This window comes from Rhizobium sp. 01N447_2 (assembly GCF_056399245.1).
The window spans coordinates 95,679-118,746 of the sequence record NZ_JBFTQY010000007.1 but is presented as its reverse complement, the minus strand read 5'-3'; the positions used below and the strand labels follow the sequence as shown (position 1 = coordinate 118,746).

The following is a 23,068-nucleotide window of genomic DNA, read 5'->3' as shown; positions in this document are numbered from 1 at the left end:
CGGTTTTTCGTCCGGAATTGCGTAAAAACGAAAAGTTAGAGCGGTTCTGCGGTTCCATGAAAAGTTGAACCGCTCCGGATTTCAGTAGTGTTCCGATTGCGAGAAGGTTCGCGCGAGCTCGGCCTGGCCTGCCGTGAGGCCGCAGTCGACAGGCAGGCAGACGCCGGTGATAGAGGCGGCCTGGGGACCGGCGAGGAAGGCCACGGCATTGGCAACATCTTTCGGATCGACGACCCGCTGTAGCGGATACCAGCGGCGTGCTTCCTCGAAAACGTTGGGATTGGCGCTCGCACGGGCTTCCCAGGCCTGCGTCTTCACCGTGCCGGGTGCGACGGCGTTGGACCGGATCCCGAACTTGCCGTATTCCACGGCGACCAGCCGGGTGAAATGCAGAAGGCCTGCCTTGGCGGCGCTATAGGCCGGGTGTCCGAAGACATGCATGCCGTTGACCGAGGCGATGTTGACGACGGAACCCTTGGAAACCGTCAGCATGGGCTCGAATGCGCGGAAACATAAGAATGCCGCTTCGAGATTAAGCGCAACGTCCGCCCGCCAGATCTCGGGCGTCGTGTCGTGCAGGCTGGTGGCGCGGGCAGCACCGGCATTGTTGACCAGGGTTCGAACCACGCCGACGTCGGCGGCGCGTCTTGCCAATTCGGCAATGCTCGTCTCGCTGGTCACATCGCATTGGACGGCGACGAAGCGATTGCCCGGCCCGAGCTTCAATGCCACGGCAGCCGCAGCCTCCGCATCGATGTCGGCGAGCAACACGATGTCGTGGTCATCGGCGAGCCGTGCGGCGATCGCCGCGCCGATATCGCCTGCAGCGCCGGTAACGATGGCTATCGATTGCGTCATTTTCTGTCGCTCCCGTTCATGAACCTCAATCTCCAAGCAATTGCCGGTCGTCGCCGTCGCGGTGAATGACCAGCTGTTGCTTGATGCGCCGTAGCGTGGTCGTCGCCTTTGGCTGAACGGCGTAGGCGACAAGGCTCGACAGGATATCGACCGTCGCGATGTAGGCGATGCGCGTCGAGGTCGGGCGATAGATGTTGCTGCCTTCGGGAAGATCGATCGGCACGACGATCTCGGCAGCCTTGGCAACCGGGCTGTCCGTCTGGGTGAGCGCGATCGTCTTCACCTTGGTCTGGCGGGCAAGCTCGAAGGCCCGCACCAGCTCCATATTGCGCCCCGAGAAGGACGAGCCGATCAACACGTCGCCCGGCTTTGCCGCGGCAGCCATCATTAGCTGCATGCTGTGGTCGGAACTTGCCGTGATGCGAAGCCCGAGACGGAAGAGGCGGTTCTGGAGCTCGTCGGCGATCATCGACGAATTGCCGCCCGACCCGAACGCATAGATCATATCGGCCTTGGCGATATGCGAAACGGCGGCTTCGATCGCGGCAAGATCGAGCGACCGATGCAGGAGAAAGAGCGCATTCTGGGCCTTGGTGATGATATCCTGTGCGACATCGGCCGGATCAGTGCTTTTCGATTCCGGTTTCAGATACCGCACCCCGATATGGGCGGTCCTAGCGAGCTGCACCTTGAAGTCGGAAAAGCTCTCGCAACCGAGCCGCCGGCAAAAACGGGTGACGGTCGGCGGTGATACCTTGGCCCGTTCCGCGAGCTCGATGATCGAGGCATTCACGGCAAATTCGAAATCGTTGACGATGATCTCCGCGATGCGGCCCTCGGAGGGAGAGAGCCGACCCTTGTCTTCCTGCAGCGTTGAAAAGATATCCAAGCCTGTCCCCCCGATGGTTCTCTATTTATCCTTCTTCTTATAGGCCACGCAGTCGATCTCAACCTTGCAATCAACCATCATCGACGATTGCACACAGGCGCGTGCCGGTGGATGTTCGCCGAAATACTCCTGGTAGATCTTATTGAAGGTCCAGAAGTCGCGCGGATCATCGAGCCAGACGCCGACGCGCACGACGTCTTCGACGCCGTATCCGGCCTCGTCGAGGATCGCCAGGACATTGACAATCGTCTTGTGGGTCTGGGCAATGATGTTGCCATCGATGATTTCGCCATCTTCCATCGCAACCTGGCCGGAAACATACAGCCATCCGTCGGCTTCGACCGCCCGCGCGAAAGGCAGCGCCTTGCCGCCGGCGCCCGTTTGAACAGTGCCATAGCGCTTGATGGGCATGCTGAAGTCCTTGCAAATTATTTTCTTGATAAGTTGACAAGTGACCATAGAAAGCAGAATTTGACCAGTGAAAAACACGTTTTATGAAAAGAATTTCAATCCGGGGCAGATATGCGCGACCCTTTCAAGAATCCTTTCCCGTCCGACAGCGCCCGGCACGCTATCTGGGAGATGCTCGTTCCGCGCGATATCGATGCCTTTCTGGCCGCCGATTGGTCGATGGTCGAGCATGACTTTGTGGAAGAGGGTTTCATCGGCATCGACGGCCGAAAGGAAGTCAGCCCCGACAAGTGGCGCCTCGCATTTCCGACGCTGTCGGCCTATCGCCAGGAATGGCTGAGGCAGGCAGAGGATTTCGCCAAACAGAGTTTCGCAGAAGATGCGCGCACGGCGATCTTCACCACGACGACGCTGGACGATATCGAAATCGAAGGCGACATGGCGCTTGTTCGCAAGAAATTCGACGGCGGCATTTCCAAGCCTGACGGCACCCGAGACGTCATGCAATGGCAGACGCTCTATTATTGCAGGCTTCACGAAGGACGCTGGAAGATCTCAGGTTTCACCGGCTACCTGCCGAACCCGATGGGTTGACGCGGGGCCGACAATACGAAGGCCACTTTCTTGCGCATTTTCACGGCAGCACTGGCGACCGAGACCAACACCTTTTCCCCGATCTGCGTGGATCGTCGCGCATTCGAAGCCTCTCTTTATGCTCCGCCCGGCCAGCATCCCGAGACGCCGACGCTCTGCACCGCGCCGATCACCGTCGGAAGGCGCGTCACCCGAGAAAAGGGTTGGGAACTGATTGAGGGAACCGCCACCTGGGCCGATCCCGCAGGCCTCGTCAACCGGGCGACCTACGAGGAATTGCGTGACGAAATCCTCGGGCAACTCAACGCGGCAATGCCTGTCGACGCCGTTGTCATGGGCCTGCATGGCGCCATGGTGGCTGCCGGATACGAGGATACCGAAGGCGATCTTCTCTCGCGCATGCGGGAGATCGTCGGGCCTGATGTCCTCATCTGCGCCKAACTCGATCCGCACAGCCATCTCACCGCAAAACGCGTCGCTGCGCTCGATTTCGCTGTCTATTTCAAGGAGTTTCCGCATACGGACTTCGTCGACCGCGCCGAGGATCTCTGGCGCATGACGGTCGAAACGCTCGAAGGCCGGATCAAGCCTGATATGTCGGTGTTCGACTGCAAGATGATCGACGTCTTCCCGACATCGCGCGAGCCCATGCGTTCCTTCGTCGACAAGATCATGCAGATCGAGACGGATGATCCTGACATCCTGTCGATCTCGGTGATCCACGGTTTCATGGTGGGCGACGTTCCCGAAATGGGAACGAAGCTGCTTGTCGTGACGGACAATAAGCCGGAGAAGGGCGCGGCTTTGGCGCGCGAACTCGGCCTCGAGCTGTTTTCGAAGCGCGGCACCTTCATGGTTCCGCAGATCGACGAGAAGGAAGCCGTCACGCGCGCGCTTGCCGCAACCGCTTGGCCGGTTGTCATCGCCGATGTCTGGGATAATCCGGGTGGCGGCACGGCAGGGGACGCGACTGTCATCCTCGGAGAGCTGATCGCCCGCGGCGTCACGAGTGCTGCGATCGGCACCATCTGGGATCCGATGGCCGTCCAGATCTGTTTTGCGGCGGGCGAGGGGGCGGAAATTCCGCTGCGCTTCGGCGCCAAGTCGGCGCCCGGCACCGGCAATCCCGTCGATGGTACCGTCAAGATCGTCAAGCTCGTGAAGAATGCCGAGATGCAGTTCGGCGAGAGCCTTGCACCTTTCGGCGATGCCGCTCATATCGTGCTTGACGGCCTCGACATCATCCTCAATTCGACGCGCGCCCAAAGCTTCGATCCGAGCCTTTTTTCGGCGATGGGCATCGATCCCGCCCGACAGAAGATCCTGGTGATCAAATCCACCAACCACTTCTTCGCGTCCTTCTCGAAGATCGCGGCAGAGATCCTTTACTGCTCCGCCGGAACGCCCTATCCCAATAATCCGGCGACGACGCCGTATCGGCGCGCACCGAAGACCATATGGCCGATCGTCGCCGATCCACACGGACTAGAACGCGGAGCCGCCTAGATGCATGACAACCGGTTTGCCGTCGTCGCCAAGGCAGGAGACAGGATCGCCGATCTCTCGACGCCGCGTCCTGTGATCGACGAAGACAGGCTGGCTGCAAACATAGGCCGCGTTCAATCCTATATGGATCAGCATGGGCTGAACTTCCGCCCGCATATCAAGACGCACAAGATCCCGGCTCTCGCCGTCGCGCAGGTTGCCGCGGGCGCCAAGGGCATCAATTGCCAGAAGGTGACGGAAGCCGAAGTCTTTGCCGAAGCCGGCTTCGAAGACATCCTCATCACCTTCAACATCCTCGGACCGCAGAAGCTCGAGCGGCTGGCCAAGTTGAACGAGAGAATTTCGGCCCTCAAGGTCGTCGCCGACAGCGAAGTGACGGTCGACGGGCTCGCGGCACATTTCTCCGGCCACAAGCCGCTGAACGTGCTGGTCGAATGCGATACCGGCGGCAGCCGCTGCGGCGTGCAGACACCGGGGGAGGCGGCCTCGCTCGCCAAGCGCATCGCCGCTGCCGACGGCCTCACCTTCGGCGGCATCGTGACCTATCCGAAACCGCAATCGGCTGCCGCCGTTGAAGCCTTCATCGCCGAGACGCTCGAACAGCTGACTTCGGAAGGCATAACCTGCCCGATTGTCAGCAATGGCGGAACGCCAAGCCTCTTCGAGGCGCATCTCGTCAAATCGGCCACGGAACACCGCGCCGGCACCTATATCTATAATGATCGCCAGATGGTGCGCATGGGCCATTGCACCGAGGACGATTGYGCCATGCATGTGCTGGCGACCGTCGTGTCGCGGCCAAACGCCGACCGCGCCGTCATCGATGCCGGGTCGAAGGCGCTGACATCGGATCTTCAGGGTTTCAGCGATTACGGGCTGATCGTCGGTTATCCCGAGGCGCGGATCAGCAGCCTCTCGGAAGAACACGGCGTGATCGACCTGTCGAACTGCACCGGCCCCCGGCCGCAGATCGGTCAGAAGCTGTTCATCATCCCGAACCACACATGCGTGGTTTCCAATCTGTTCGACACGATGGTCTTCCATCGGGGCGGCATCGTCACCCGCGTCGAGGAAGTCGCCGCCCGCGGCCTCGTCTGGTAGGGGTCGGTTCCGATTGAAGGCGAAGTGGCCCTGATCACCGACGACCGCAGTGATTGGCTGATTGCCCGCGGTCTCGGTATCAGCAAGGATGCAGTCGCTGACATCGCAAGACATGCACGCGGCGGATGATTTCGTTGCGCCAATAACAGACATCAGCTCAGCACCGACGGATGACCGATTTGGGGCGGAAACTGACGGTTGGTTTTCGGCTTCTAAGTATTGAGAGAGCAGCCGTTCCATAGCGCTCGATACGGGACGCAAACCTAGCCCGCAATCAATCGAGATTGCCAGCGCTTCCCAATACCAAACTACCGACGCTGGATTGTTCAAGATCATCGAGTGGCGTGAGTATTTCGGAGACCTGATCGCGCAGCCAAGTGTGTGCACGGGAGGCTGAATTGCGCCGGTGCCAAATCATTGCCAACAGTGTTGGCGGCAAAGCAAAGGGCAGCGGATGAATGGCAAGCCCCTCTGCAATGGCCACTTTCACGGCCATCCGGCGCGGTACAATTCCGACAAGGTTTGTCGCGGCCACAGACCGCAAGACGGCCGTAAAGGTCGGCACCGAGAGGACGACCTCACGTTGCAGGCCCAATGCAGCAAGTGCGGCAGTTTCTCGATCGGGCGCCATCTCGATGACGCGGAAGGCGGCGTGGCGCAGACTGCAATACAGTTCGACGGGCATCGCCGCCGCCGGCGTAACACCGTGCTGGCGTAGAACCGGATGATCCTGCCGCGCAACAACAACGTAACTGGCATGAAAGATCGGTCGCCAATCGACCCAGGGCGAAAAATTGCCCGCAGGCAACAAGATCAGATCCAGCCTGGCTTCTCGTAGGTCGTCCATGGTCTGAAGATTGAGCGAGTCGGTATAGCGCAGCGAAATGCCCGGTGCCCGCTGTTCCAGGTTAGCCATTAGGCCGGGTAGCATCATCTCGGTGAAAAAATCCGACGCTGCAATGCGGAAAGTCTGCACCGCACTCACCGGATCGAAGCTTGCCGGGTTTAAGAGGCGGCTTGAATCCTCAAGCAGTTGCGTCAGCGGCAACACCAAAGCAAGTGCAAATTCGGTCGGGCGCATTTGCTGGCCATCACGCATCAGCAGTGGATCGCCGAAGGCGGCGCGCAACCGCCCAAGGGCCGCCGACACGGCCGGCTGCGATAGGCCAACCCGCTCCCCGGCGCGCACGGTAGACCGTTCGCGCAACAAGGCATCCAGCACTTTCAATAGGTTAAGGTCGAAGGCGGATAAATTCATGGGATCAATTCAGTCGATATAATCATCCAATTTATCACAAGCCCGGCGGTGCGCTATTTCGGGGGCCTTCCGATCAACCAACCACGAAGGTCCCTGTATCATGAACGTATATACCCAGCCACAGCAGTCTCATAGCTGGAACGGCACCACCTATCGCATCCTGTTGTCCTCCGCCGAAACGCAAGGCGCCATGTCCATCGTCCACGGCGTTGCCGGCCCGCTTGAGGGCCCGCCTTCGCACATCCATGAGGCCGAGGACGAAACTTTCCTTGTGCTGGAAGGCGTCATTGATTTCGAACTTGAGGGTACCGTGTTTCGGCGCGGTCCGATGGAGACTGCGCATATCCCACGTGGCAAGCGTCATAGCTTCCGCACCGGTCCCGACGGCGCTGTTTGCATCGCCGTGCTGACGCCGGGTGGCTTTGAAGGTTTTTTCGAAGAAGTCGCCGCAGCCGGTTTTCAAATACCGCGTGACATCGCCGCGGTTGCCGAATGTGCGGCACGCTATGGCTCGCAGTTTACCGGCCCCGGGCTGGCGCAGAGAGGCTGATATGCGTGACATCGCCTTTATCTTTTTTCTCGCGGCGGTCGTGTGTGTCACCTCTGGCATGGTTTGGGGGATCCAGATGGCAATCAGCGAGGACCACTTGCTGGCGCCGGCCCATGCGCATCTCAACCTGGTGGGATGGACGACGCTGGCGTTGTTTGGCCTGTACTACCGGCTGACCCCCACTGCAGCGCGGGGGATACTTCCCCGCGTTCACGCCGGACTTGCCATCCTCGGTGTCGCTCTCATGGTCCCAGGTATTGCCATGGTCATGGCCGGAGGTCCGCCCGCTCTGGCGAGTGCCGGCGCGATACTGACTTTGGCCTCGATGCTGCTGTTTCTGGTGACCGTTGCCCGCCACGGATTTGGTGCAGAGGCGTGACGACTGACCGCGGGCTTCGCAACGCCCGCGGTCAAAAGGCTTGGTTTAGCCTCCGGGCATTATAAGAGAAGGGGACCGAACGCCGCGAGAACTGCCGTCCGATTGCCAGAGGTCCTGTGGCGGCATCACCTGCTGTCTCGCCAGTTCGGGCAAATGTCCGCTTTGCGGGTGCGGCTAAAAAATCTCAATGTCCGACATAAGGGCGCAAAGCGGTCAAGACCGCCGTCGGCCCCTTTGCTGCCGTTCGAGGTCGATCCGAGGAACGTGCGGTATGTGCTAGAATGCGGCCTGAAGGCGGAATGCGACGGACGCACTGCGAGGGACGGTGTGATCGTACCGGAATTCGCGCAACCGAGAGCCCACGTTGTGCTCTTGAAAGGGGAGACGAGGACGATGCCGACACCACAGCAACCCAGTCTAATAGTTCGACAGAAATCCCCACAGAACATCGAGTTTCCGTTTGCGTCGCTCTCCGATTGGCTGATCCCAACCGAGCTGTTCTTCGTGCGAAACCATTTCCCGTCGCCGGACCTCGATGCGCGAGACTGGAGATTGCGCGTTGGCGGGGCGGTGGAGCGGCCGATCGAACTTGACCTCGACAGCATCAAGGCGATGCGGAGCACGACTTTCACCGCCGTCGTCGAGTGTGCAGGGAACGGGCGCGTCTACTATGAGCCGCCGAAGGAGGGGTTGCAGTGGCAGAACGGAGCCGTCGGCAATGCCGCGTGKACAGGTGTTCTTCTGCGCGAGATTTTGGAAATGGCGGGCGTTAAACGAACCGMACGTGAGGTACTTCTCGCAGGCGCCGACAGCGGCGTCGTCGACACAAACAAGAAAACGGCTTCTCCCGGCCCCATCGCTTTTGCGCGCAGTTTACCGCTTGAGAAGGCCATCGCTGACAGCACGATCCTTGCCTATTCGATGAACGAGGAGCCGTTGACGCGCGATCACGGCTACCCGCTACGCGCGGTCGTGGGTGGCTGGTTCGGCATGGCTTGGGTCAAGTGGATCACTGATATCACGGTTGTGGAGCAACCGTTCCTTGGCTACTGGCAGGCGCGCGACTATTTCCGTTGGGAGCGCAGCCTCGGGGAACCCAGGCTGGTCCCCCTTGCGGAGATGGAGGTCAAAGCGCAGATCGCGCGTCCCGTACAGGGGGCGCGTCTCATCGCCGGCCAACCGTACCGGATTTTCGGAGCCGCCTGGAGCGGAGAGGCTGTTATCCGGCAGGTGCAGGTCTGCACCGGAGATGGCAGGGGCTGGCGCGAGGGAAGGCTCCTCGAAACAGAACGTCCCTTTGCATGGCGCTTGTGGGAGTACATGTGGACCCCTGAAGAAGTGGGGCAATATATACTGCGATGTCGCGCGATCGATGGGGCGGGGTGCGTGCAGCCCGAGCTCCAGCGTTCCGACTGCGAGAGCTACGCAGCCAATTGGATCGTTCCGGTGGAGGTTACGGTCGTTCCCGAGCCACAGACGTACGAGGAGGAATTCGTGATCTAATCACCCGCATGGGGTGGAATATGAAGGCCGGCGCAACTCGACCAGCAGGTATCTGGCTGGACCGGCTCAACAATGGCGGAAGGCTGATCCTACCGCTTACCACCGATCTTGGATTTACCAGCAGCAACTGGAGCAACAGGCACCTTCGCGGGCCGGACTCTGCTATCTGCAGGAGATTGTCCAAAGACGTTCGTGGAGTGAGAAGCACCCCGAAATCATGCCGGCGGGCAGCCGTAATTGCTTGGGGTGTCATTCGCGCCTAGCCGAATCCGACCCCTGGCAGGACGAACCGCCGAAACAGGGCCAGTCGGCTCAGGCCGCCGTCGGATTGATCACGTTCATATCGATTTCGGTCAGTTCCACGCGCCGCTCGAAAGCTATGCCCGCCTCGTCGAAGAGGTGGCAATCTGCGGCATTGATGCCGGTTGCAACCGGCACGTCCGCGCGGATGCCGACGCTGCCCGGCAGCATGGCGCAGAAATTTTCGGCCTCTCCGTTGAGCGAGGCGTAAGCGACCGTATTTGCCCCGAGGCGCTCGATAACCGTCGGCGTCACGGTAAAGACGATATCGCCGCCGTTAAGCTGGATATGCTCCGGCCGGATGCCGAGCGTCAAAGCCTTGCCGACAATGCCGTCGCGCGGCGCCACGGGCAAAAGGGCTGTCTGGCCCTGATAATCCACCTCGACGCCATTGGCGCTGACGCTTTTACAGGTCACAGGAAGAAAATTCATTTTCGGATTGCCGATGAAACCGGCGACGAACTGGTTCGCGGGCTTGTGATAAAGCTCCAGCGGCGCCCCCGTCTGGGAGATATCACCGGAATCCAGCACGACGATACGATCGGCCATGGTCATCGCCTCGACCTGGTCGTGCGTCACATAGATCATCGTCGCCTTCAACTGCCTGTGCAGCTTGGCAAGCTCGATGCGCATGTCGGCGCGCAACGCCGCGTCGAGGTTGGACAGCGGCTCGTCGAACAGGAATATCTTGGGTTCGCGCACGATCGCGCGGCCGATCGCGACGCGTTGGCGCTGGCCGCCGGAAAGCATACCGGGTTTCTGCTGCAGCCGCTGTTCGAGGTGAAGGATGCGCGCTGCATTTTCTACCTTGGCCTTGAGCTTTTCCTCTTCCATCCTTTCGACGCGAAGCGGAAAGGCGATGTTCTCGAAGACTGTCATGTGCGGGTAAAGCGCGTAGGACTGGAACACCATGGCGATGCCGCGCTTGACCGGCGGCAGGTCATTGACCCTGATACCATCGATAACGATGTCGCCCGCGCTCGTCGCGTCGAGACCGGCAATCATGCGCAGCAGGGTGGATTTGCCGCAGCCTGACGGGCCGACGAAGACGACGAATTCGCCGTTCTTCACATCGAGCTGCACGCCCTTCAGAACTTCGTAGTCGCCATAGAACTTCTGAACTTTGTTGAGAAAGAGCTRTCCCAAAAATCTGTCTCCACCGGCGGCCTTCGTCGCACATTCGATCATCGTTCCTGCATATTCCCTAAATCGGATTCGATTTAGAGATGAAATTATGCAGCAATTCAAAGTGTTACAGCGTTTCCTTGCGGCTGTGGAACAGACGCACGGCGCTGTAGGGAAGGGATCGCGGKCTGTTGCCGTCCGCGATCCCAGGGGCCCAAAAAGCTTACTTGAACGCCTCGACTTCGCCAGCAGCCTTCTTGAGCGCCGCTTCCGGCTCGGCCTTGCCCGTCACCACGGACTGGATCATCTCGATCATCGAGTTCTGGAAGCCCTTATAGTCGGTGAAGAGCGGCTCGGGACCACCATAGCTGATGCCGTCGATCAAGGGCTTCCAGTAAGGATCCTTGGCGACGAACTCGTCGACCTTGGCTGACGGACGCAGGGGAGTGAGACCGGCGCCGCCCTGCAGTTCGTATTCCGACTGCACGTCGGGCGAGGTGATGAACTTGGCAAATTCCGTCGCCTTGTCCTCGACCCCCGAACCCTTGAAGATCGCCAGGCTGTCGGTGATCAGCAGCGTGCCGGGGCCCTTTGCGTCGGGACCGAGCGGCAGCGTCGTGATGCCCCAGCTGATCTTCGTTTTCTTCAGGCGGTCGGCCGCACCCGAACCTGCCTGGATCATGGCGACCTTGCCGTCGAGGAAGATGGCGCGGACTTCGTTCTGCTCGTAGGCGGTCGGACCTTCTTCGGAGTAKGGAACGATATCCTTGTAGGCCTTCAGCGCAGCAAGAATCTCAGGGCTGTCGAGCGTGACCTTGCCGTCGGCATCGATCACCGCGCCATTATTGGTGTAAACCCAATGCATGAACTGGTGCATCGTATTGTCGAAGGTCTTGGCGGAGAGACCGTAGCCCGGAATGCCGGTCTTTTCCTTGATGGTCTTTGCCATCGCGATTTCTTCAGCCCAGGTCTTCGGCGGCGTCTCGGGATCGAGGCCGGCCTGCTTGAAGAGATCCTTGTTCCAGTAGAGCGCCTTGGTGGAGAAGGCGATCGGAACGCCCCACTGTGAGCCCTCGAAGGTGACCGTGTCGACGATGTGCGGATAGTAGGTCTTCTTCTCGTCGTCTGTCATCGGCACCGGAACGATGAGGTCGTTCTGCGCGAATTCCTTCAGCGTGCGCGAACCGACATAGGCCATCGCCACCGGCGTGCCGGCGGCGGCGAGCGTCGTTGCCTTGTCCTGGCACTGCGCCCATCCGACGACCTCGGGGGCGATCTTCCAGCCTGCGTTCTTTTCTTCCCACTGCTTGATGTATTTGGTGTGGACCGGGTCGATCGTGTCGCCGCAATAGATCCAGCTGATTTCCTTGTCGGCCGCCTGGGCAGTGACGGCGGTCAGTGCCGTCGAACCGAGCAGGGCGAGCGCCATAAGGCCTGTCTTGATGGTAATGCTCACGTCGTGACTCCCATTCTTGTGTTAGCTGTTCACTCGTTTTTTGGTCTTATTGTTTCACCGCACCGGCGGTCAGCCCGCCGACAAGGTAGCGCTGAAGGAAGAAGATGACGACCATTGCCGGCGCGATACCGACGAAGGAAGCCGCCATCAGTTCGTTCCAGATGACCTCCTGCTTGCCGAAGTAAGCAAAGAGCCCCACCGGCAAGGGCATGTATTCGGTCTTCGAGTTGAACGTCAGCGCGAAGATGAATTGCTGGGCGTAAGCGCCGATGAAGGTGGTAATGGCGACGACGATAATCCCCGGCATCGCAATGGGCAGGATGACACGGCGAAGCGTATAGAAATGGCTGGCGCCATCCATGTAGGCCGCTTCGTTGAGTTCCTGTGGAATGCGGATCATGTAAGTGCGCAGCAGCCAGATCGCCGACGGAATCAAGAAGGCGACGCCCGGCACGATCATGGCGAGATAGGTGTTGAGCACGCCGATGCTGCGCATCAGCCGGAAGAGCGGGATCAACAGCACGGCGCCGGAGAACATGTTCACCGTCAGGAACGCGCCGAGCAGGATCCCCATGCCCTTGAATTCGAACTTCGCAAAGGCATAGGCCGCCGGAATGACGAGGCAGAGCACGATCAGCGTGACGATGATCGAGATGAAGAACGAGTTGAAAATATAGCGCCCGAAGCCCGGCACGCTGATCCACATCGTCCGATAGGCTTCAAACGAGCCGTTCTCCGGCCAGAAGCGGTAGGGCGAAGAGAAGAGCYGGCTGAGCGGCTTCAGCGAAACCAGGAAACCTTCGACGAAGGGCGACAGCACAAAGAAAAGAAACAGCGCGATGCCGCAATAGATCAGGATGATTTCCCACCAGCGGTAACGGTCGATCATGGCTGCATTGCTCATGCGCGCTTCTCCGGGTTGAGACGGCGGGTGACGCGGAAATAGGCGAAGCAGAAGAGCGACAGGAAGATGCAGATCAAAACGGCGCGCGCGGCACCTTCACCGTATTTCTTCGAGCCGATCGCGGTCTGATAGGTATCGATGATCATCGTCGTGGTCTCGCCGCTCGGTCCGCCCTGCGTCAGGATCCAGATGATGTCGAACGAGTTGAAGGTGGCGATCAGCGACAGCATCGACATGGTGATGATCGCCGGAACCATCAGCGGCAGCGTGATGCGGCGGAAGCGGTACCAGCGGCCGGCGCCGTCGGTCCAGGCGGCCTCGTAGAGATCCTTCGGAATGGATTGGATCGCGGCCAGGAAGTAGATCGTCACCAGCGGCACGCCGATCCACACGTCGGTGACGATCGTTGCCCAGAAAGCGGTGCTTCCATAGGCGAGGAAGGCGACCGGACCGTCGACGAGACCGAAGCGCTGCAACATGCCTGATATCATCCCGAACTGGCCATTATACATCCAGCCCCACATGAAGATGCCGATCGCCATCGGCACGATCCATGGCGGCATGGTCAAAAGCCGGAACAGCGAGCGGCCGGGGACCGCGGCATTCAGCATGGTCGCACCGAAAGTGCCGATCACCATTTTCAGGGCGACCGAGAAGAATGTCCAGATGAACGTACGGATGATGACTTCTGCAAACCGCTCGTTGAAGATTTTCTCGTAGTTGACCCAGCCGACCCAATTGGTGGTCTTCTTAAGGGATGCATCGGTGAAGGAGAGAATGAAGGTATCGACCAGCGGATAGGCGACGATCGCCAGAACATAGAGCACAGCCGGAAGAAGAAGGATGCAAGCGAAGATGAAGGTGCTTCTTTGAACACTCATCTTGCCGCCCTCCTCAAGCCGCTCTTGCGTGAAGGGCTTCGTCGAAGCGGTCCCAGATGGGACGCAGATCGATGACCGCTTTCTTCATCCTCGCTTCGTCCATCGCCAAGGCGAGGATACCGGCTTCGAGCGCATTCAGCGTGGAAACAGGAAGTTCGAGCCCGGTGCGCACGCTTTCAAGCAGATCGCTCGCCATCTGTTCATCGGCGCCGTAGTGCTGGGAGAGCTCGGTGGCGGCATATTTGTTTTCGACAATCTTGTTGCCGGTCAGCTGTTCGTGAACGTCGAGATAGCCGCGCACGAAATCGCCTTCGGCCATGCCGCGCGAACCCATGATGGCAAAACGGCGGAATTGATCGGGCACATTCAGATTGGTGTGAAAGTTCATGCCGACGCCATTGGCATATTCGACGATCGCCACCTGATAGTCGATGATATCGGCATCGCTGTCGAAGACCTTGTCCGATCCCATCCACCCGCTCGGCTTGCGGTGGAAAAGCTCGAGGTCGTTGATGCCCTCGCGCGCCGGGTCGTTTGCCGGAATGAAGCTCTTGCGGCCACCGAAACTTGCGACGCGTTCCGGCCTTGCGCCGGCGACACCATTGTAAAGATCGAGGTCGTGGCAGCATTTCTCCAGCATGAAGCTGCCGGAATAGCGCTCATAGCGGCGCCAGTCGCGCATGAAGAAGGCACCGTGATAAGGCTCGATATGTTCGGAGGCCTCGATCGACACGATCTGACCAAGCTTGCCCTCGGCCTGGATAGCGCGGAGATCCTTATAAAGAGGAGAATAGCGCAAGACGAGACCGACCATCAGTCGCTCGTGGCCGAATTTTGCCATCAGATGGGCAAGTTCGATGCTTTCAGCGATCGTGGTGACGATCGGCTTTTCGCAGAAGACCTTGAGACCGGCTTGAAGTCCGAGCCTGATGTGGTCGAGATGCAGGTGATTGGGGGAGCCGATCATCAGGAGATCGAGCTTTTCGGAGGCAAGGAGCTCCTCCGGCGAACCATAGGCCTTGCCGACCGAAATTCCCTTTTCCGTCAATCCGGGAAGTCCGGCTGGTTCCGGATCCACATAGCCTACAATGTCGAAGCTGCTATCGATTGCCTTGAAAACATAGCCGAGATAGCCGAGCCGGAATCCTAGCCCGATGATTCCCACTTTCATGCCGATCAAGTTCCCATTTAGTAATTTATTTTCTTTAAGTTGGGACAAAAATCGCGAGGCGTCAATAGAAAACGGGCCTCAAAGCGCGAGCATGAAATTAATTTTCATAGATCGGTAGCCGGCGGTCGATTGCTGGCTGCGACCGGCCGGACGCCGATTGCCAAAGGGAATAGGCCGCATCTCTTGACGCCGGGGCGGCGAATTCAGCGACTGTTGGCGCAGCCAACGATCGCCCCGGCAAGCTCACGCAGAACTCGCGAAATGTTGAAAAGAGCCGCGAGTTTACGTGTGTAGGATAGTGCGAGACCCGAAGGCAAGGAGGAGCCATCATGACCCGCATGACAGCCAAGGATTTCCCTCAGGAACTTCTCGAACTCTACGATTATTACGCGCACGGGAGAATTACCAAGCGCGAGTTTCTCGACAGGGCCGGCAAATTCGCTGTCGGCGGCGTCACGGCAGCCGCCATTCTTGCGTCACTGAGCCCCGACTATGCGCTGGCGACCCAGGTCGAGTTCACCGATCCCGATATATCAGCCGAATACATCACCTATCCCTCGCCAAAAGGAAATGGAGATGTCCGCGGCTATCTCGTCCGCCCTGCAAAAGCCGCCGGCAAAGTCGCGGCCGTGGTGGTCGTTCACGAAAACAGAGGTCTGAACCCCTATATCGAGGATGTGGCGCGGCGCGTGGCAAAGGCAGGCTTCATAGCCCTTGCGCCCGATGGGCTCACGTCGGTCGGAGGCTACCCCGGCAACGATGAAAAGGGGCGGGACCTGCAGCAGAAGGTCGACCCGGAAAAGCTGATGAACGATTTCTTCGCGGCGGTCGAATTTTTGATGCACAGCGATCTCACCACCGGCAAGGTCGGCATCACCGGCTTCTGCTATGGCGGCGGCGTCGCCAACGCCGCGGCGGTGGCCTATCCGGAACTTGCCGCAGCCGTGCCCTTTTACGGCAGGCAGCCGCGCGCCGAAGACGTGCCGAAGATCAAGGCGCCACTGCTTCTCCATTATGCCGGGCTGGACAAGGGAATCAACGAAGGCTGGCCGGCCTATGAAGCTGCGCTGAAGTCAGCTGGAAAGACATTTGAGGCCTACATCTACCCTGACGTCAATCACGGTTTTCACAATGATTCCACGCCCCGCTACGACGAAGCAGCAGCCAAGCTCGCCTGGCAGCGAACGGTCGACTGGTTTACGAAATACCTCGCCTGAGAAGGCTGCCGCCTGAACGATGATGCGGCCGGGGAGGCGTTCCCCGCCGCCTGTCCGTCCCCACGGCTTGTCAAGGCGACTAACGGTCTGCAATCAGGCTCCAGAAGAGATCGTCGCCAGACAGGTTTTCAACATCGGCAAGCTTGCGAAGCTGCAGGAAGAAGGCGCCGGACGCAGTCCGACTTCCCCAGCGCAAGCAGTCGATGAATTTGACTTCACGTTCATGAACGCTCATCGGCGCTTCGAGCGATCCCTTCGCATGCAAGCGGGATTTGTTCAAAATGCGCCCGTCGCGCATCATGACCGTGACGACATGCGGGAGGCGCTCCACGCCTTTTTCCTCATCAGCCGAATAGGACCGCATGTCGATGCGCGGCATGAATTCCCGGATTTCCGGCCGCCCAATCTCCTGCCGTGTAAAATCCGAAAGGCTAAGGGAGCCTTTGAGGAAAGCTGTCGCCAGGCAATACTGCATCGAGAAGCGTGCCTGCATCTCGTCGGCAGGGTCGGGATAAGCGAGGTTGCGGACAGCGGATATGCCGACTTTCGCCTCGATYCTGGCAATGTCGCCCGCCAAAAGCCCATGCTCCTGCTTCAGATCCAGAAGCGCGTCGATTGCGCGATGGGTCGAGGCGCAGCAGGGATGGCGCTTGGTCACCACGCCCCGGCTTTCGATGATATGCTCCTTCTCGAATGTCAGGTCGTCCCAGCCCTTGGCATCATCGCCCCCGAAAAGATCGAGGAAGCCTTGCGGCCGTTCGAGGATATCCGCCCGTCCGCTCATGCCCGCAAGCGCCATGCGCGCCGCGTCCACGGCATTGCGCGCTGCAATGCCGGCATGAAGCGGTTTGGCGCTCGTGCCGAATTGCCCTTTCGGGCCGCAGGCGAAGCTCGTCGCGAGGCTCATCGCCGCGGTTAGGCTCTCTTCGTCGGCGCCGAGAAGCCGTGCCACGCCAGCCGCGGCCCCGATGCTGCCGACCGTCGCCGTCGCGTGCCAGCCCCTGTTGTAGTGAGAGGGATTGACGCCAAAGCCGACAGCCGCCTGCGCTTCCAGCCCGGCCAGGTAGGCCTCGAGAAACCGTCTTCCGCTTGTCACCTTGCCGCTCGTCAGAACCGCCAGCAGCGCCGGCACCAGCACCGCGGAAGCATGCGCCCTTGCCGGATGGAAATTGTCATCGAAATCGAGCGCATGAGCCGCCGTTGCGTTGATGAGTGCGGCGAAAGAGGGCGAGGCGGAGCCGCCGGTGATGAGCCGCGCTTTGCCGCCTCCGGCGATTTCCCGGTCGAAGGCGCGGGTGAGCGCAGCAACGCTTTCATCGCCACTGCCTGCAATCATGCAGCCGATCGTGTCCACCACAGCATCTCTTGCCCGGTCCATGGCGACGTTCGAGAACGTCGTTCGCGACAGGACCTGTTCCGCGATCTTCCGGAGAATGGTGGCCATTGACGAAAGTCTTTCCGTGAGTTTGGTTCTCAGCGGAAAATGTTCAACTTTCCGCAGGTCCGCAATCTTATGCGGTTTGCGGGTAGGGCTATCGACATTGGAGATAGAATGGCGCGCGACACGAGTGCGGCGATCAGCCTGAAGCATATCGAAGCCTATGACGCCATCGCCGCGACAGGCTCGACGATCGCCGCTTCCGTCGAGCTTGGTATCTCGCAATCGAATGCCAGCCGCTTATTGCAGCAACTGGAAGACTATCTCGGCGTCCGGCTTTTCGACCGGGAAAAGAACCGGCTTCAACCGACCCGCGAGGGGCTGCAGCTCGGCCCGGAAATCCGTGCCATTTCAGACCGGCTGCGCGCCTTGAAAACGGCGGCGATGGAGCTCGAGAGCGGTCGATCGCGCGAGATCATGCTGCGGCTCGCCTTTCCCTCCAGTCTTTCCTCGACGCGCATTCCGAAGCTGGTGAAGTACTTTCTTGCAGCGAATGGTCCGATGCGCGTCGAAGTCGCATCCGGCAGCTATCTGGCAATTGAACGGATGGTGGCCGACGGCGAGGCCGATCTCGGCTTCGCGCGTCTGCCGCTGATGAGCCCGGGATTGAAACAGGAGAAGATCCTGTCGTCGCGGATCATTTGCGTCCTGCACAACGATCATCCGAACGCCGGCAGCCGGCAATTGTCGGTCGGCGATCTGAAGGGGCAGGATCTGATCATGCTGAACAGGGAGCGACCGGTTCGCCATGAGCTGGAGGCGTTGTTCTACAAGGCCGGCATCCGCCAACGCCCCTTGCTCGAAGCGCATTCGGTGGCGAGTGCCTGCGCGCTGGCCGCGCAGGGGCTCGGCATTGCGCTGGTCGGCGAGATCATCGCCCGCGAATATGCGACGCTGCCGCTGCAGTTCATTCCGCTCGAACCGGAACTGCCGGTTGCCTACGCGCTGATCAGCGGCGAGAAATTTCCGATGCCCAAGGCCGCCAGCCTCTTCCTTCAAAGCATTTCGGACTGGGCATGATGACGGTGCCTGAACCGTCCCGGGGGATCGCAAACACATGAATATCAAGCAACTGGAAGTCCTGCGCACGCTTCTGGCGACAGGGTCGACGATTGCCACGGCAAAGACGATGGGGCTCAGTCAGTCCGGCGTCAGCCGCCTCCTGCAGCAGCTCGAGGCGGACCTTTCGATGTCGCTTTTCGTGCGCGACAAAGGCCGTCTCATCCCCACCCCCGAGGCCCTGCTTCTTGCCCGCGATGCCGAAAACATCTTGCTCGCGGTCGATCGGATGTCGGGCCACGCGGAGGACTTAAGAAGCGGCGCCGCCGGCCCGGAGATCGTCCGCATCGGCCTGCCGAGCAGCATGTGGGAGCATTTCGCGCCGGCAATGCTGGCCGATTACATCAGCGATTTCCCAGGTGTGCGGATCGAAACCTTCTTCGAGACGACGACCGCGATCAACAAGCTCGTCGAGCAGCGGGTGATCGATTTCGGCTTTCTGCGCATGGAGGGCGAGAGCGGACCGGGCATCGAGGTCGAGCGCGTCGCCACCGGCGAAAGCGTCTGCGTCGTTCCGAAGGATCATGCTCTTGCGAAACTGGAGGAAATCACGGTCAGGAATTTGCGCGACGTTCCTCTCATTCTGATCGGCCGCCAACGGCCGAACCGCATGGCGCTCGACCAGACCTTCCGACGGGCCGGCATCAAGCAGATCGTCAAGATCGAGACGCATACCAACAGTTCCGCCTGTTCCTACGTCGCGCATGGCCTCGGGGTCACGATCATCAGCAGCTTTTATGCAAATCTCTATCGCCATCTGCCGGTGGTCCACCGTCCTTTCGTGCCACGCGCGACCCAGGAATTCGGATTGGCGAGGGCGGTTGGGACGCCACTCTCGATTGCCGCCCATGCTCTGAGCGATGCCTTAAAGCGACAGATTAAGCTTTCGCAAAAAGACATTTAAAATCAAATTTTTAGCCTGAACTCTTACACCAACGCAGCCGCTTTGGTTGCGGTCATATTCCGCATAGACTTATGACAGAATCGCATAATATTGCGGATATTTCTTCATTCGATCATAGTCTGCAGCAACGAAACCGATGGCGCCGGGTACTGTCCGTTGCCCATCGCGGGGAACAAAAATGCTGAAATTCGTTCTGAACCGCCTGCTGATGGCATTGCCGACGATCGCCCTCGTCTCGGTGACTGTCTTCACGCTGATTCGCTTCATACCCGGCGATCCGGCGGCACTGATGCTGGGCGATATGGCTGAGCCGGAGCAGATCGCGGCGATGCGCTCGGAACTCGGCCTCGACAAATCGCTGCCGCAACAGTTCCTGATCTGGACCGCCAATGTCGTCCAGGGTGATTTCGGCCGCTCGATCGTCAATGACGAGCCGGTTCTGCCGCTCGTCGCATCACGCTTTCTGGTCAGCGCCGAAATCGTTGTCGTCGCCGTCCTTCTGGCGAGCCTCATCGCCGTGCCGGCGGGTGTCATCGCCGCCTGGCGGCAGAACAGTCTGACGGACCTGGCGCTGGTCGGCACGGCCACGATCCTGCTGTCGATCCCGACATTCTGGCTCGGACTCCTGCTTCTGCTTTTCTTCGGCTTGAAACTCGGCTGGTTACCGGTCCTGGGCTATGTCTCGATAGGCAGCAACGTTACCGGCGGCCTGGTCTACCTCGTGCTGCCGATCATGACCCTGGTCATTCACGAGATGGGTGTGTTGATCCGCATGGCACGCGCCTCGACGCTGGAAGTGCTGCGTCTCGACTATATCACCCACGCCCGGGCCAAGGGTCTTTCCGAAAGCGCCGTCCTTTGGCGGCACGCCTTCAAGAATGCCTTCGGCCCGACCTGGACAGTCATCGGTCTGATCCTCGGCAATCTGCTCGGCGGCATTGCCGTCATCGAGACGGTCTTCACCATTCCGGGGCTCGGGCGACTGATGGTCGACAGCATTTTTGCCCGCGATTACCCCGTGATCCAGGGCTGCCTGCTGTTCGTCTCGCTATCCTATGTGCTGGTCAATTTGGTCGTCGACCTGCTCTATCCCCTGTTCGATCCGCGGGTCGTCGCCGAATGAAAAACGTCACGTTCAACGGCTTCATCGGCAGCATTCTGATTGCCGCATTGCTGATCTCCGCTGCGATCGGCCTTTTCTGGACCCCCTATGATCCGATGAAGCTCGGCTTCACGGCACGGCTGGCGGCACCAAGCAGCGCCCACTGGCTCGGAACCGACGAATTCGGCCGCGACGTGCTCAGCCGCCTGATCGTCGGCGCCCGGGCGAGCGTCTGGATCGGCACCTTGACGGTCACATTCGCGACGGTCTGCGGCACGCTGATCGGTCTCGTCAGCGGCTACGCCCGCGGTTGGATCGATGCGGTCATCATGGCCGTCAACAATGCGCTTCTTGCCTTTCCGGGCATCCTTCTGGCGCTGGGATTGCTCGCCGTCTTCGGCGCCAACCAATATGGCATCATCTTCGCGCTGGGCATTGCCTATTCTCCCTCCATGGCCCGCGTTGTCCGGGGTGCCGTCCTGTCACTGCGCGAGCGGGAATTCATCGAGGCCTCCAAGGTGATGGGCAATGGCGAGCTCTACACCATGTTCCGCCATATCCTCCCCAATTGCATCGCTCCGATCACCGTGCTGGCGACCTCGATGTTCGGCTGGGCGATCCTTTCCGAAAGCGCGCTCAGCTTTCTCGGCCTCGGCGTTCCGCCACCGGCACCGACCTGGGGCAACATGCTGGCCGCCGGCCGGCCATTCATCGAGCAGGCGGTCTGGCTGGGTCTCTTCCCGGGCCTGGCGATCGCCCTGACGCTCCTCGGCATCAATCTTCTGGGCGACGCTCTTCGGGACAAGCTTGATCCGCGGATGAGGGGGCTGAAATGACCAATAGAACGCTTTTGAATGTCCGCAACCTGTCGCTTCAGGTCACCGGAACCGGTGTGCAGGTTGTCAAGGACGTCAGCTTCGACATCGCGCCCGGCGAGATCTTCGGCATCGTCGGAGAAAGCGGATCGGGCAAGACGCTGGCAACACGCGCCCTGATCTCGCTGCTGCCGGCGCCCATCAAGGTGATCGGCGGCTCCGTTGCCTACAAGGGACGCGACGTGCTTTCCATGAACGGCGCGCAATTGCGCCAATTGCGTGGTGCAGAAGTCGGTGTCGTCTTCCAGGAGCCGATGACCTCGCTCAATCCCTCGATGACCGTCGGCCGCCAACTCGAAGAAGGGCTGCAGCTGCATACGAAACTTTCGAAGGAAGAGCGGCGCAGCCGGATCCTCGACATGCTGAACCGGGTCGGAATCCACGATCCCGCCGGGGCGCTCACTGCCTATCCGCACGAATTCTCGGGCGGCATGCGCCAGCGCATCATGCTGGCATCCGTCATGCTGCTGAAACCGGCGCTCTTGATCGCCGACGAGCCGACGACCGCGCTCGATGCCGTGATCCAGCGCGATGTCATGGAATTGATGGTGGAGCTGACGCAGGCAGAAGGCACCGCCGTGCTGCTGATCAGTCACGATCTGCCGATGGTTGCCCGCTACACGAACCGCATCGTCGTCATGGAAAAGGGCGTGATCGTCGAAGAAGGGCGCACCGCCGATCTGCTCGACGCACCGCAGCGTGCCTATACGAAGAAGCTGCTTTCCTCCCTGCCGTTCCGCGGAGAGACGCGGACGATCGACAAGACCAAGGCGCCGATGGTTTCGGCGCGGGATATTGTCGTCGACTATGCGGGCCGGCGGTCGCTGATGAAGAAGGCAACGCCGAAACGGGCGCTGCATGGCGTCAGCATCGATATCCACGAGGGCGAAGTCGTGGCACTGGTCGGCGGTTCGGGTTCCGGCAAGACCACGCTCGGCCGCACCATTGCCGGGCTGGTCCGCGAGAGCGAAGGCGATATCCGGTTCAAGGGACGCAGCCGCAACGACGACTGGATGGACTATCGGCTGAATTGCCAGATGGTTTTTCAGGATCCTTATTCCTCGCTCAATCCGCGCATGACCATCCTCGCGCTTGTGGAAGAAGCGTTGCGGCTCGTTCCCGATCTCGACGCCATGGCTAAGCGCAAGCGCGCCCTGGAGACGCTGGAGGAGGTCGGCCTTGGGGCCGACTACGCCGGGCGCTATCCGCATGAGCTTTCGGGCGGCCAGCGTCAGCGCGTGGCGATTGCCCGGGCCATTGCGCGCCGGCCGAAATTCCTGATCGCCGACGAGCCGGTATCGGCGCTTGACGTGACGGTCCGGGCGCAGGTGCTCGAACTCCTGTCCGATCTGCAAAAACGCTACCGCTTTTCCTGCCTGTTCATCAGCCACGATCTCGGCGTGGTCGAACAGGTGGCCGATCGCGTCGTCGTCATGCAGGACGGCCGGATCATCGAAGAGGGCGACCGCGATACGGTTTTCGACAGCCCGAAGGAGGCCTATACGCAAAGGCTTCTCTCGGCCATCCCCGCTCTGGACCACAATGCTCAGGGCGGCGTGATCCTCAAATGGCGCCTGGAGAACTGAC

General features: G+C 60.2%; 22 protein-coding genes. 12 read left to right on the top strand and 10 right to left on the bottom strand.

Going from position 1 to position 23,068, the window contains the following annotated elements; genetic code table 11:
• Positions 1-81: 81 nt before the first annotated feature.
• The 3 genes from AC1ECN_RS06385 to AC1ECN_RS06375 are packed head-to-tail and all read right to left on the bottom strand — an operon-like array spanning position 82 to position 2,158.
• The gene (locus tag AC1ECN_RS06385; protein ID WP_024320084.1) at positions 82-858 is read right to left on the bottom strand and encodes an SDR family oxidoreductase; all 777 of its coding nucleotides are present in this window, start codon (positions 856-858) and stop codon (positions 82-84) included.
• Positions 859-883: 25 nt separating this feature from the next.
• Entirely contained in the window at positions 884-1,747 is an 864-nt protein-coding gene (locus tag AC1ECN_RS06380) for a MurR/RpiR family transcriptional regulator (RefSeq protein WP_018071221.1), read from the bottom strand.
• A 21-nt stretch (positions 1,748-1,768) separates the two neighbouring features.
• Positions 1,769-2,158, bottom strand: a complete 390-nt coding sequence (locus AC1ECN_RS06375) for a RidA family protein (RefSeq protein ID WP_024320083.1) — start codon at positions 2,156-2,158, stop codon at positions 1,769-1,771.
• Between the two features lie 111 nt (positions 2,159-2,269).
• On the opposite strand from AC1ECN_RS06375, the gene AC1ECN_RS06370 reads away from it, so the two are divergent.
• The 3 genes from AC1ECN_RS06370 to AC1ECN_RS06360 are packed head-to-tail and all read left to right on the top strand — an operon-like array spanning position 2,270 to position 5,359.
• A complete protein-coding gene (locus tag AC1ECN_RS06370) occupies positions 2,270-2,752 on the top strand; it encodes a hypothetical protein (RefSeq protein WP_130673970.1) in 483 nt (160 codons plus the stop codon).
• A 30-nt stretch (positions 2,753-2,782) separates the two neighbouring features.
• Positions 2,783-4,258 (top strand): M81 family metallopeptidase, encoded by a 1,476-nt coding sequence (locus tag AC1ECN_RS06365; RefSeq protein ID WP_477952514.1) that lies wholly within the window; start codon positions 2,783-2,785, stop codon positions 4,256-4,258.
• Positions 4,259-5,359, top strand: a complete 1,101-nt coding sequence (locus tag AC1ECN_RS06360; protein ID WP_130673972.1) for a D-TA family PLP-dependent enzyme — start codon at positions 4,259-4,261, stop codon at positions 5,357-5,359.
• Positions 5,360-5,633: 274 nt separating this feature from the next.
• On the opposite strand, the gene AC1ECN_RS06355 is transcribed toward AC1ECN_RS06360, so the two are convergent.
• Positions 5,634-6,617: a LysR family transcriptional regulator gene (locus AC1ECN_RS06355; RefSeq protein ID WP_024320080.1), complete on the bottom strand. Its 984-nt coding sequence runs from the start codon at positions 6,615-6,617 to the stop codon at positions 5,634-5,636.
• A gap of 100 nt (positions 6,618-6,717) precedes the next feature.
• Here AC1ECN_RS06355 and AC1ECN_RS06350 point away from each other — a divergent pair, with 100 nt between their 5' ends.
• The 3 genes from AC1ECN_RS06350 to AC1ECN_RS06340 all read left to right on the top strand — a co-directional run bounded on the left by AC1ECN_RS06350 (position 6,718) and on the right by AC1ECN_RS06340 (position 9,049).
• Positions 6,718-7,167 (top strand): cupin domain-containing protein, encoded by a 450-nt coding sequence (locus AC1ECN_RS06350; protein ID WP_075225678.1) that lies wholly within the window; start codon positions 6,718-6,720, stop codon positions 7,165-7,167.
• Between the two features lies 1 nt (position 7,168).
• Complete coding sequence (locus AC1ECN_RS06345; RefSeq protein ID WP_024320078.1) at positions 7,169-7,546, top strand: hypothetical protein; 378 nt, start codon at positions 7,169-7,171, stop codon at positions 7,544-7,546.
• Between the two features lie 393 nt (positions 7,547-7,939).
• Positions 7,940-9,049 carry a sulfite oxidase gene (locus AC1ECN_RS06340; protein ID WP_477952512.1) on the top strand — a complete coding sequence of 370 codons (1,110 nt, stop codon included), beginning with the start codon at positions 7,940-7,942 and terminating at the stop codon, positions 9,047-9,049.
• Positions 9,050-9,361: 312 nt separating this feature from the next.
• Here the strand turns inward: AC1ECN_RS06340 and AC1ECN_RS06335 are convergent, their stop codons facing one another.
• The 5 genes from AC1ECN_RS06335 to AC1ECN_RS06315 form a co-directional block, all read right to left on the bottom strand.
• The gene (locus AC1ECN_RS06335) at positions 9,362-10,495 is read right to left on the bottom strand and encodes an ABC transporter ATP-binding protein (protein ID WP_477952510.1); all 1,134 of its coding nucleotides are present in this window, start codon (positions 10,493-10,495) and stop codon (positions 9,362-9,364) included.
• A 202-nt stretch (positions 10,496-10,697) separates the two neighbouring features.
• Complete coding sequence (locus AC1ECN_RS06330; RefSeq protein WP_018071213.1) at positions 10,698-11,903, bottom strand: ABC transporter substrate-binding protein; 1,206 nt, start codon at positions 11,901-11,903, stop codon at positions 10,698-10,700.
• Between the two features lie 73 nt (positions 11,904-11,976).
• On the bottom strand, positions 11,977-12,834 hold the full coding sequence (locus AC1ECN_RS06325; RefSeq protein WP_477952508.1) for a carbohydrate ABC transporter permease: 858 nt from the start codon (positions 12,832-12,834) through the stop codon (positions 11,977-11,979).
• The gene (locus AC1ECN_RS06320) at positions 12,831-13,715 is read right to left on the bottom strand and encodes a carbohydrate ABC transporter permease (RefSeq protein WP_024320075.1); all 885 of its coding nucleotides are present in this window, start codon (positions 13,713-13,715) and stop codon (positions 12,831-12,833) included. The genes AC1ECN_RS06325 and AC1ECN_RS06320 overlap by 4 nt, the downstream gene beginning before the upstream one ends.
• Positions 13,716-13,728: 13 nt before the next feature.
• Positions 13,729-14,886, bottom strand: a complete 1,158-nt coding sequence (locus tag AC1ECN_RS06315; protein WP_024320074.1) for a Gfo/Idh/MocA family protein — start codon at positions 14,884-14,886, stop codon at positions 13,729-13,731.
• Between the two features lie 329 nt (positions 14,887-15,215).
• On the opposite strand from AC1ECN_RS06315, the gene yghX reads away from it, so the two are divergent.
• Positions 15,216-16,103, top strand: coding sequence for a YghX family hydrolase (gene yghX / locus AC1ECN_RS06310; RefSeq protein ID WP_130657308.1), 888 nt, complete (start codon positions 15,216-15,218; stop codon positions 16,101-16,103).
• Positions 16,104-16,182: 79 nt separating this feature from the next.
• Here yghX and AC1ECN_RS06305 read toward each other — a convergent pair whose 3' ends face one another.
• Positions 16,183-17,547: an MmgE/PrpD family protein gene (locus tag AC1ECN_RS06305; RefSeq protein ID WP_130673973.1), complete on the bottom strand. Its 1,365-nt coding sequence runs from the start codon at positions 17,545-17,547 to the stop codon at positions 16,183-16,185.
• Positions 17,548-17,586: 39 nt separating this feature from the next.
• Here AC1ECN_RS06305 and AC1ECN_RS06300 point away from each other — a divergent pair, with 39 nt between their 5' ends.
• From AC1ECN_RS06300 to AC1ECN_RS06280, 5 genes are all read left to right on the top strand, one after another.
• Positions 17,587-18,561: a LysR family transcriptional regulator gene (locus AC1ECN_RS06300; RefSeq protein ID WP_197726613.1), complete on the top strand. Its 975-nt coding sequence runs from the start codon at positions 17,587-17,589 to the stop codon at positions 18,559-18,561.
• 37 nt (positions 18,562-18,598) lie between these two features.
• Positions 18,599-19,504 carry a LysR family transcriptional regulator gene (locus AC1ECN_RS06295; RefSeq protein ID WP_024320070.1) on the top strand — a complete coding sequence of 302 codons (906 nt, stop codon included), beginning with the start codon at positions 18,599-18,601 and terminating at the stop codon, positions 19,502-19,504.
• A 178-nt stretch (positions 19,505-19,682) separates the two neighbouring features.
• Positions 19,683-20,627 (top strand): ABC transporter permease, encoded by a 945-nt coding sequence (locus AC1ECN_RS06290; RefSeq protein WP_130663496.1) that lies wholly within the window; start codon positions 19,683-19,685, stop codon positions 20,625-20,627.
• On the top strand, positions 20,624-21,442 hold the full coding sequence (locus tag AC1ECN_RS06285; RefSeq protein ID WP_017992060.1) for an ABC transporter permease: 819 nt from the start codon (positions 20,624-20,626) through the stop codon (positions 21,440-21,442). Before AC1ECN_RS06290 ends, AC1ECN_RS06285 begins: the two co-directional genes overlap by 4 nt.
• Complete coding sequence (locus AC1ECN_RS06280) at positions 21,439-23,067, top strand: ABC transporter ATP-binding protein (protein WP_130673975.1); 1,629 nt, start codon at positions 21,439-21,441, stop codon at positions 23,065-23,067. The genes AC1ECN_RS06285 and AC1ECN_RS06280 overlap by 4 nt, the downstream gene beginning before the upstream one ends.
• Position 23,068: the final 1 nt, after the last annotated feature.

Excerpts from the sequence above, each read along its gene's own strand:
- AC1ECN_RS06370 (WP_130673970.1), top strand. The coding sequence starts at position 2,270 with ATGCGCGACCCTTTCAAGAATCCTTTCCCGTCCGACAGCGCCCGGCAC.
- AC1ECN_RS06300 (WP_197726613.1), top strand. The coding sequence starts at position 17,587 with ATGTTCAACTTTCCGCAGGTCCGCAATCTTATGCGGTTTGCGGGTAGG.
- AC1ECN_RS06285 (WP_017992060.1), top strand. The coding sequence starts at position 20,624 with ATGAAAAACGTCACGTTCAACGGCTTCATCGGCAGCATTCTGATTGCC.
- AC1ECN_RS06385 (WP_024320084.1), bottom strand. The coding sequence starts at position 858 with ATGACGCAATCGATAGCCATCGTTACCGGCGCTGCAGGCGATATCGGC.
- AC1ECN_RS06350 (WP_075225678.1), top strand. The coding sequence starts at position 6,718 with ATGAACGTATATACCCAGCCACAGCAGTCTCATAGCTGGAACGGCACC.
- AC1ECN_RS06295 (WP_024320070.1), top strand. The coding sequence starts at position 18,599 with ATGAATATCAAGCAACTGGAAGTCCTGCGCACGCTTCTGGCGACAGGG.
- AC1ECN_RS06345 (WP_024320078.1), top strand. The coding sequence starts at position 7,169 with ATGCGTGACATCGCCTTTATCTTTTTTCTCGCGGCGGTCGTGTGTGTC.
- yghX (WP_130657308.1), top strand. The coding sequence starts at position 15,216 with ATGACCCGCATGACAGCCAAGGATTTCCCTCAGGAACTTCTCGAACTC.
- AC1ECN_RS06320 (WP_024320075.1), bottom strand. The coding sequence starts at position 13,715 with ATGAGTGTTCAAAGAAGCACCTTCATCTTCGCTTGCATCCTTCTTCTT.
- AC1ECN_RS06280 (WP_130673975.1), top strand. The coding sequence starts at position 21,439 with ATGACCAATAGAACGCTTTTGAATGTCCGCAACCTGTCGCTTCAGGTC.
- AC1ECN_RS06290 (WP_130663496.1), top strand. The coding sequence starts at position 19,683 with ATGCTGAAATTCGTTCTGAACCGCCTGCTGATGGCATTGCCGACGATC.
- AC1ECN_RS06355 (WP_024320080.1), bottom strand. The coding sequence starts at position 6,617 with ATGAATTTATCCGCCTTCGACCTTAACCTATTGAAAGTGCTGGATGCC.
- AC1ECN_RS06375 (WP_024320083.1), bottom strand. The coding sequence starts at position 2,158 with ATGCCCATCAAGCGCTATGGCACTGTTCAAACGGGCGCCGGCGGCAAG.
- AC1ECN_RS06315 (WP_024320074.1), bottom strand. The coding sequence starts at position 14,886 with ATGAAAGTGGGAATCATCGGGCTAGGATTCCGGCTCGGCTATCTCGGC.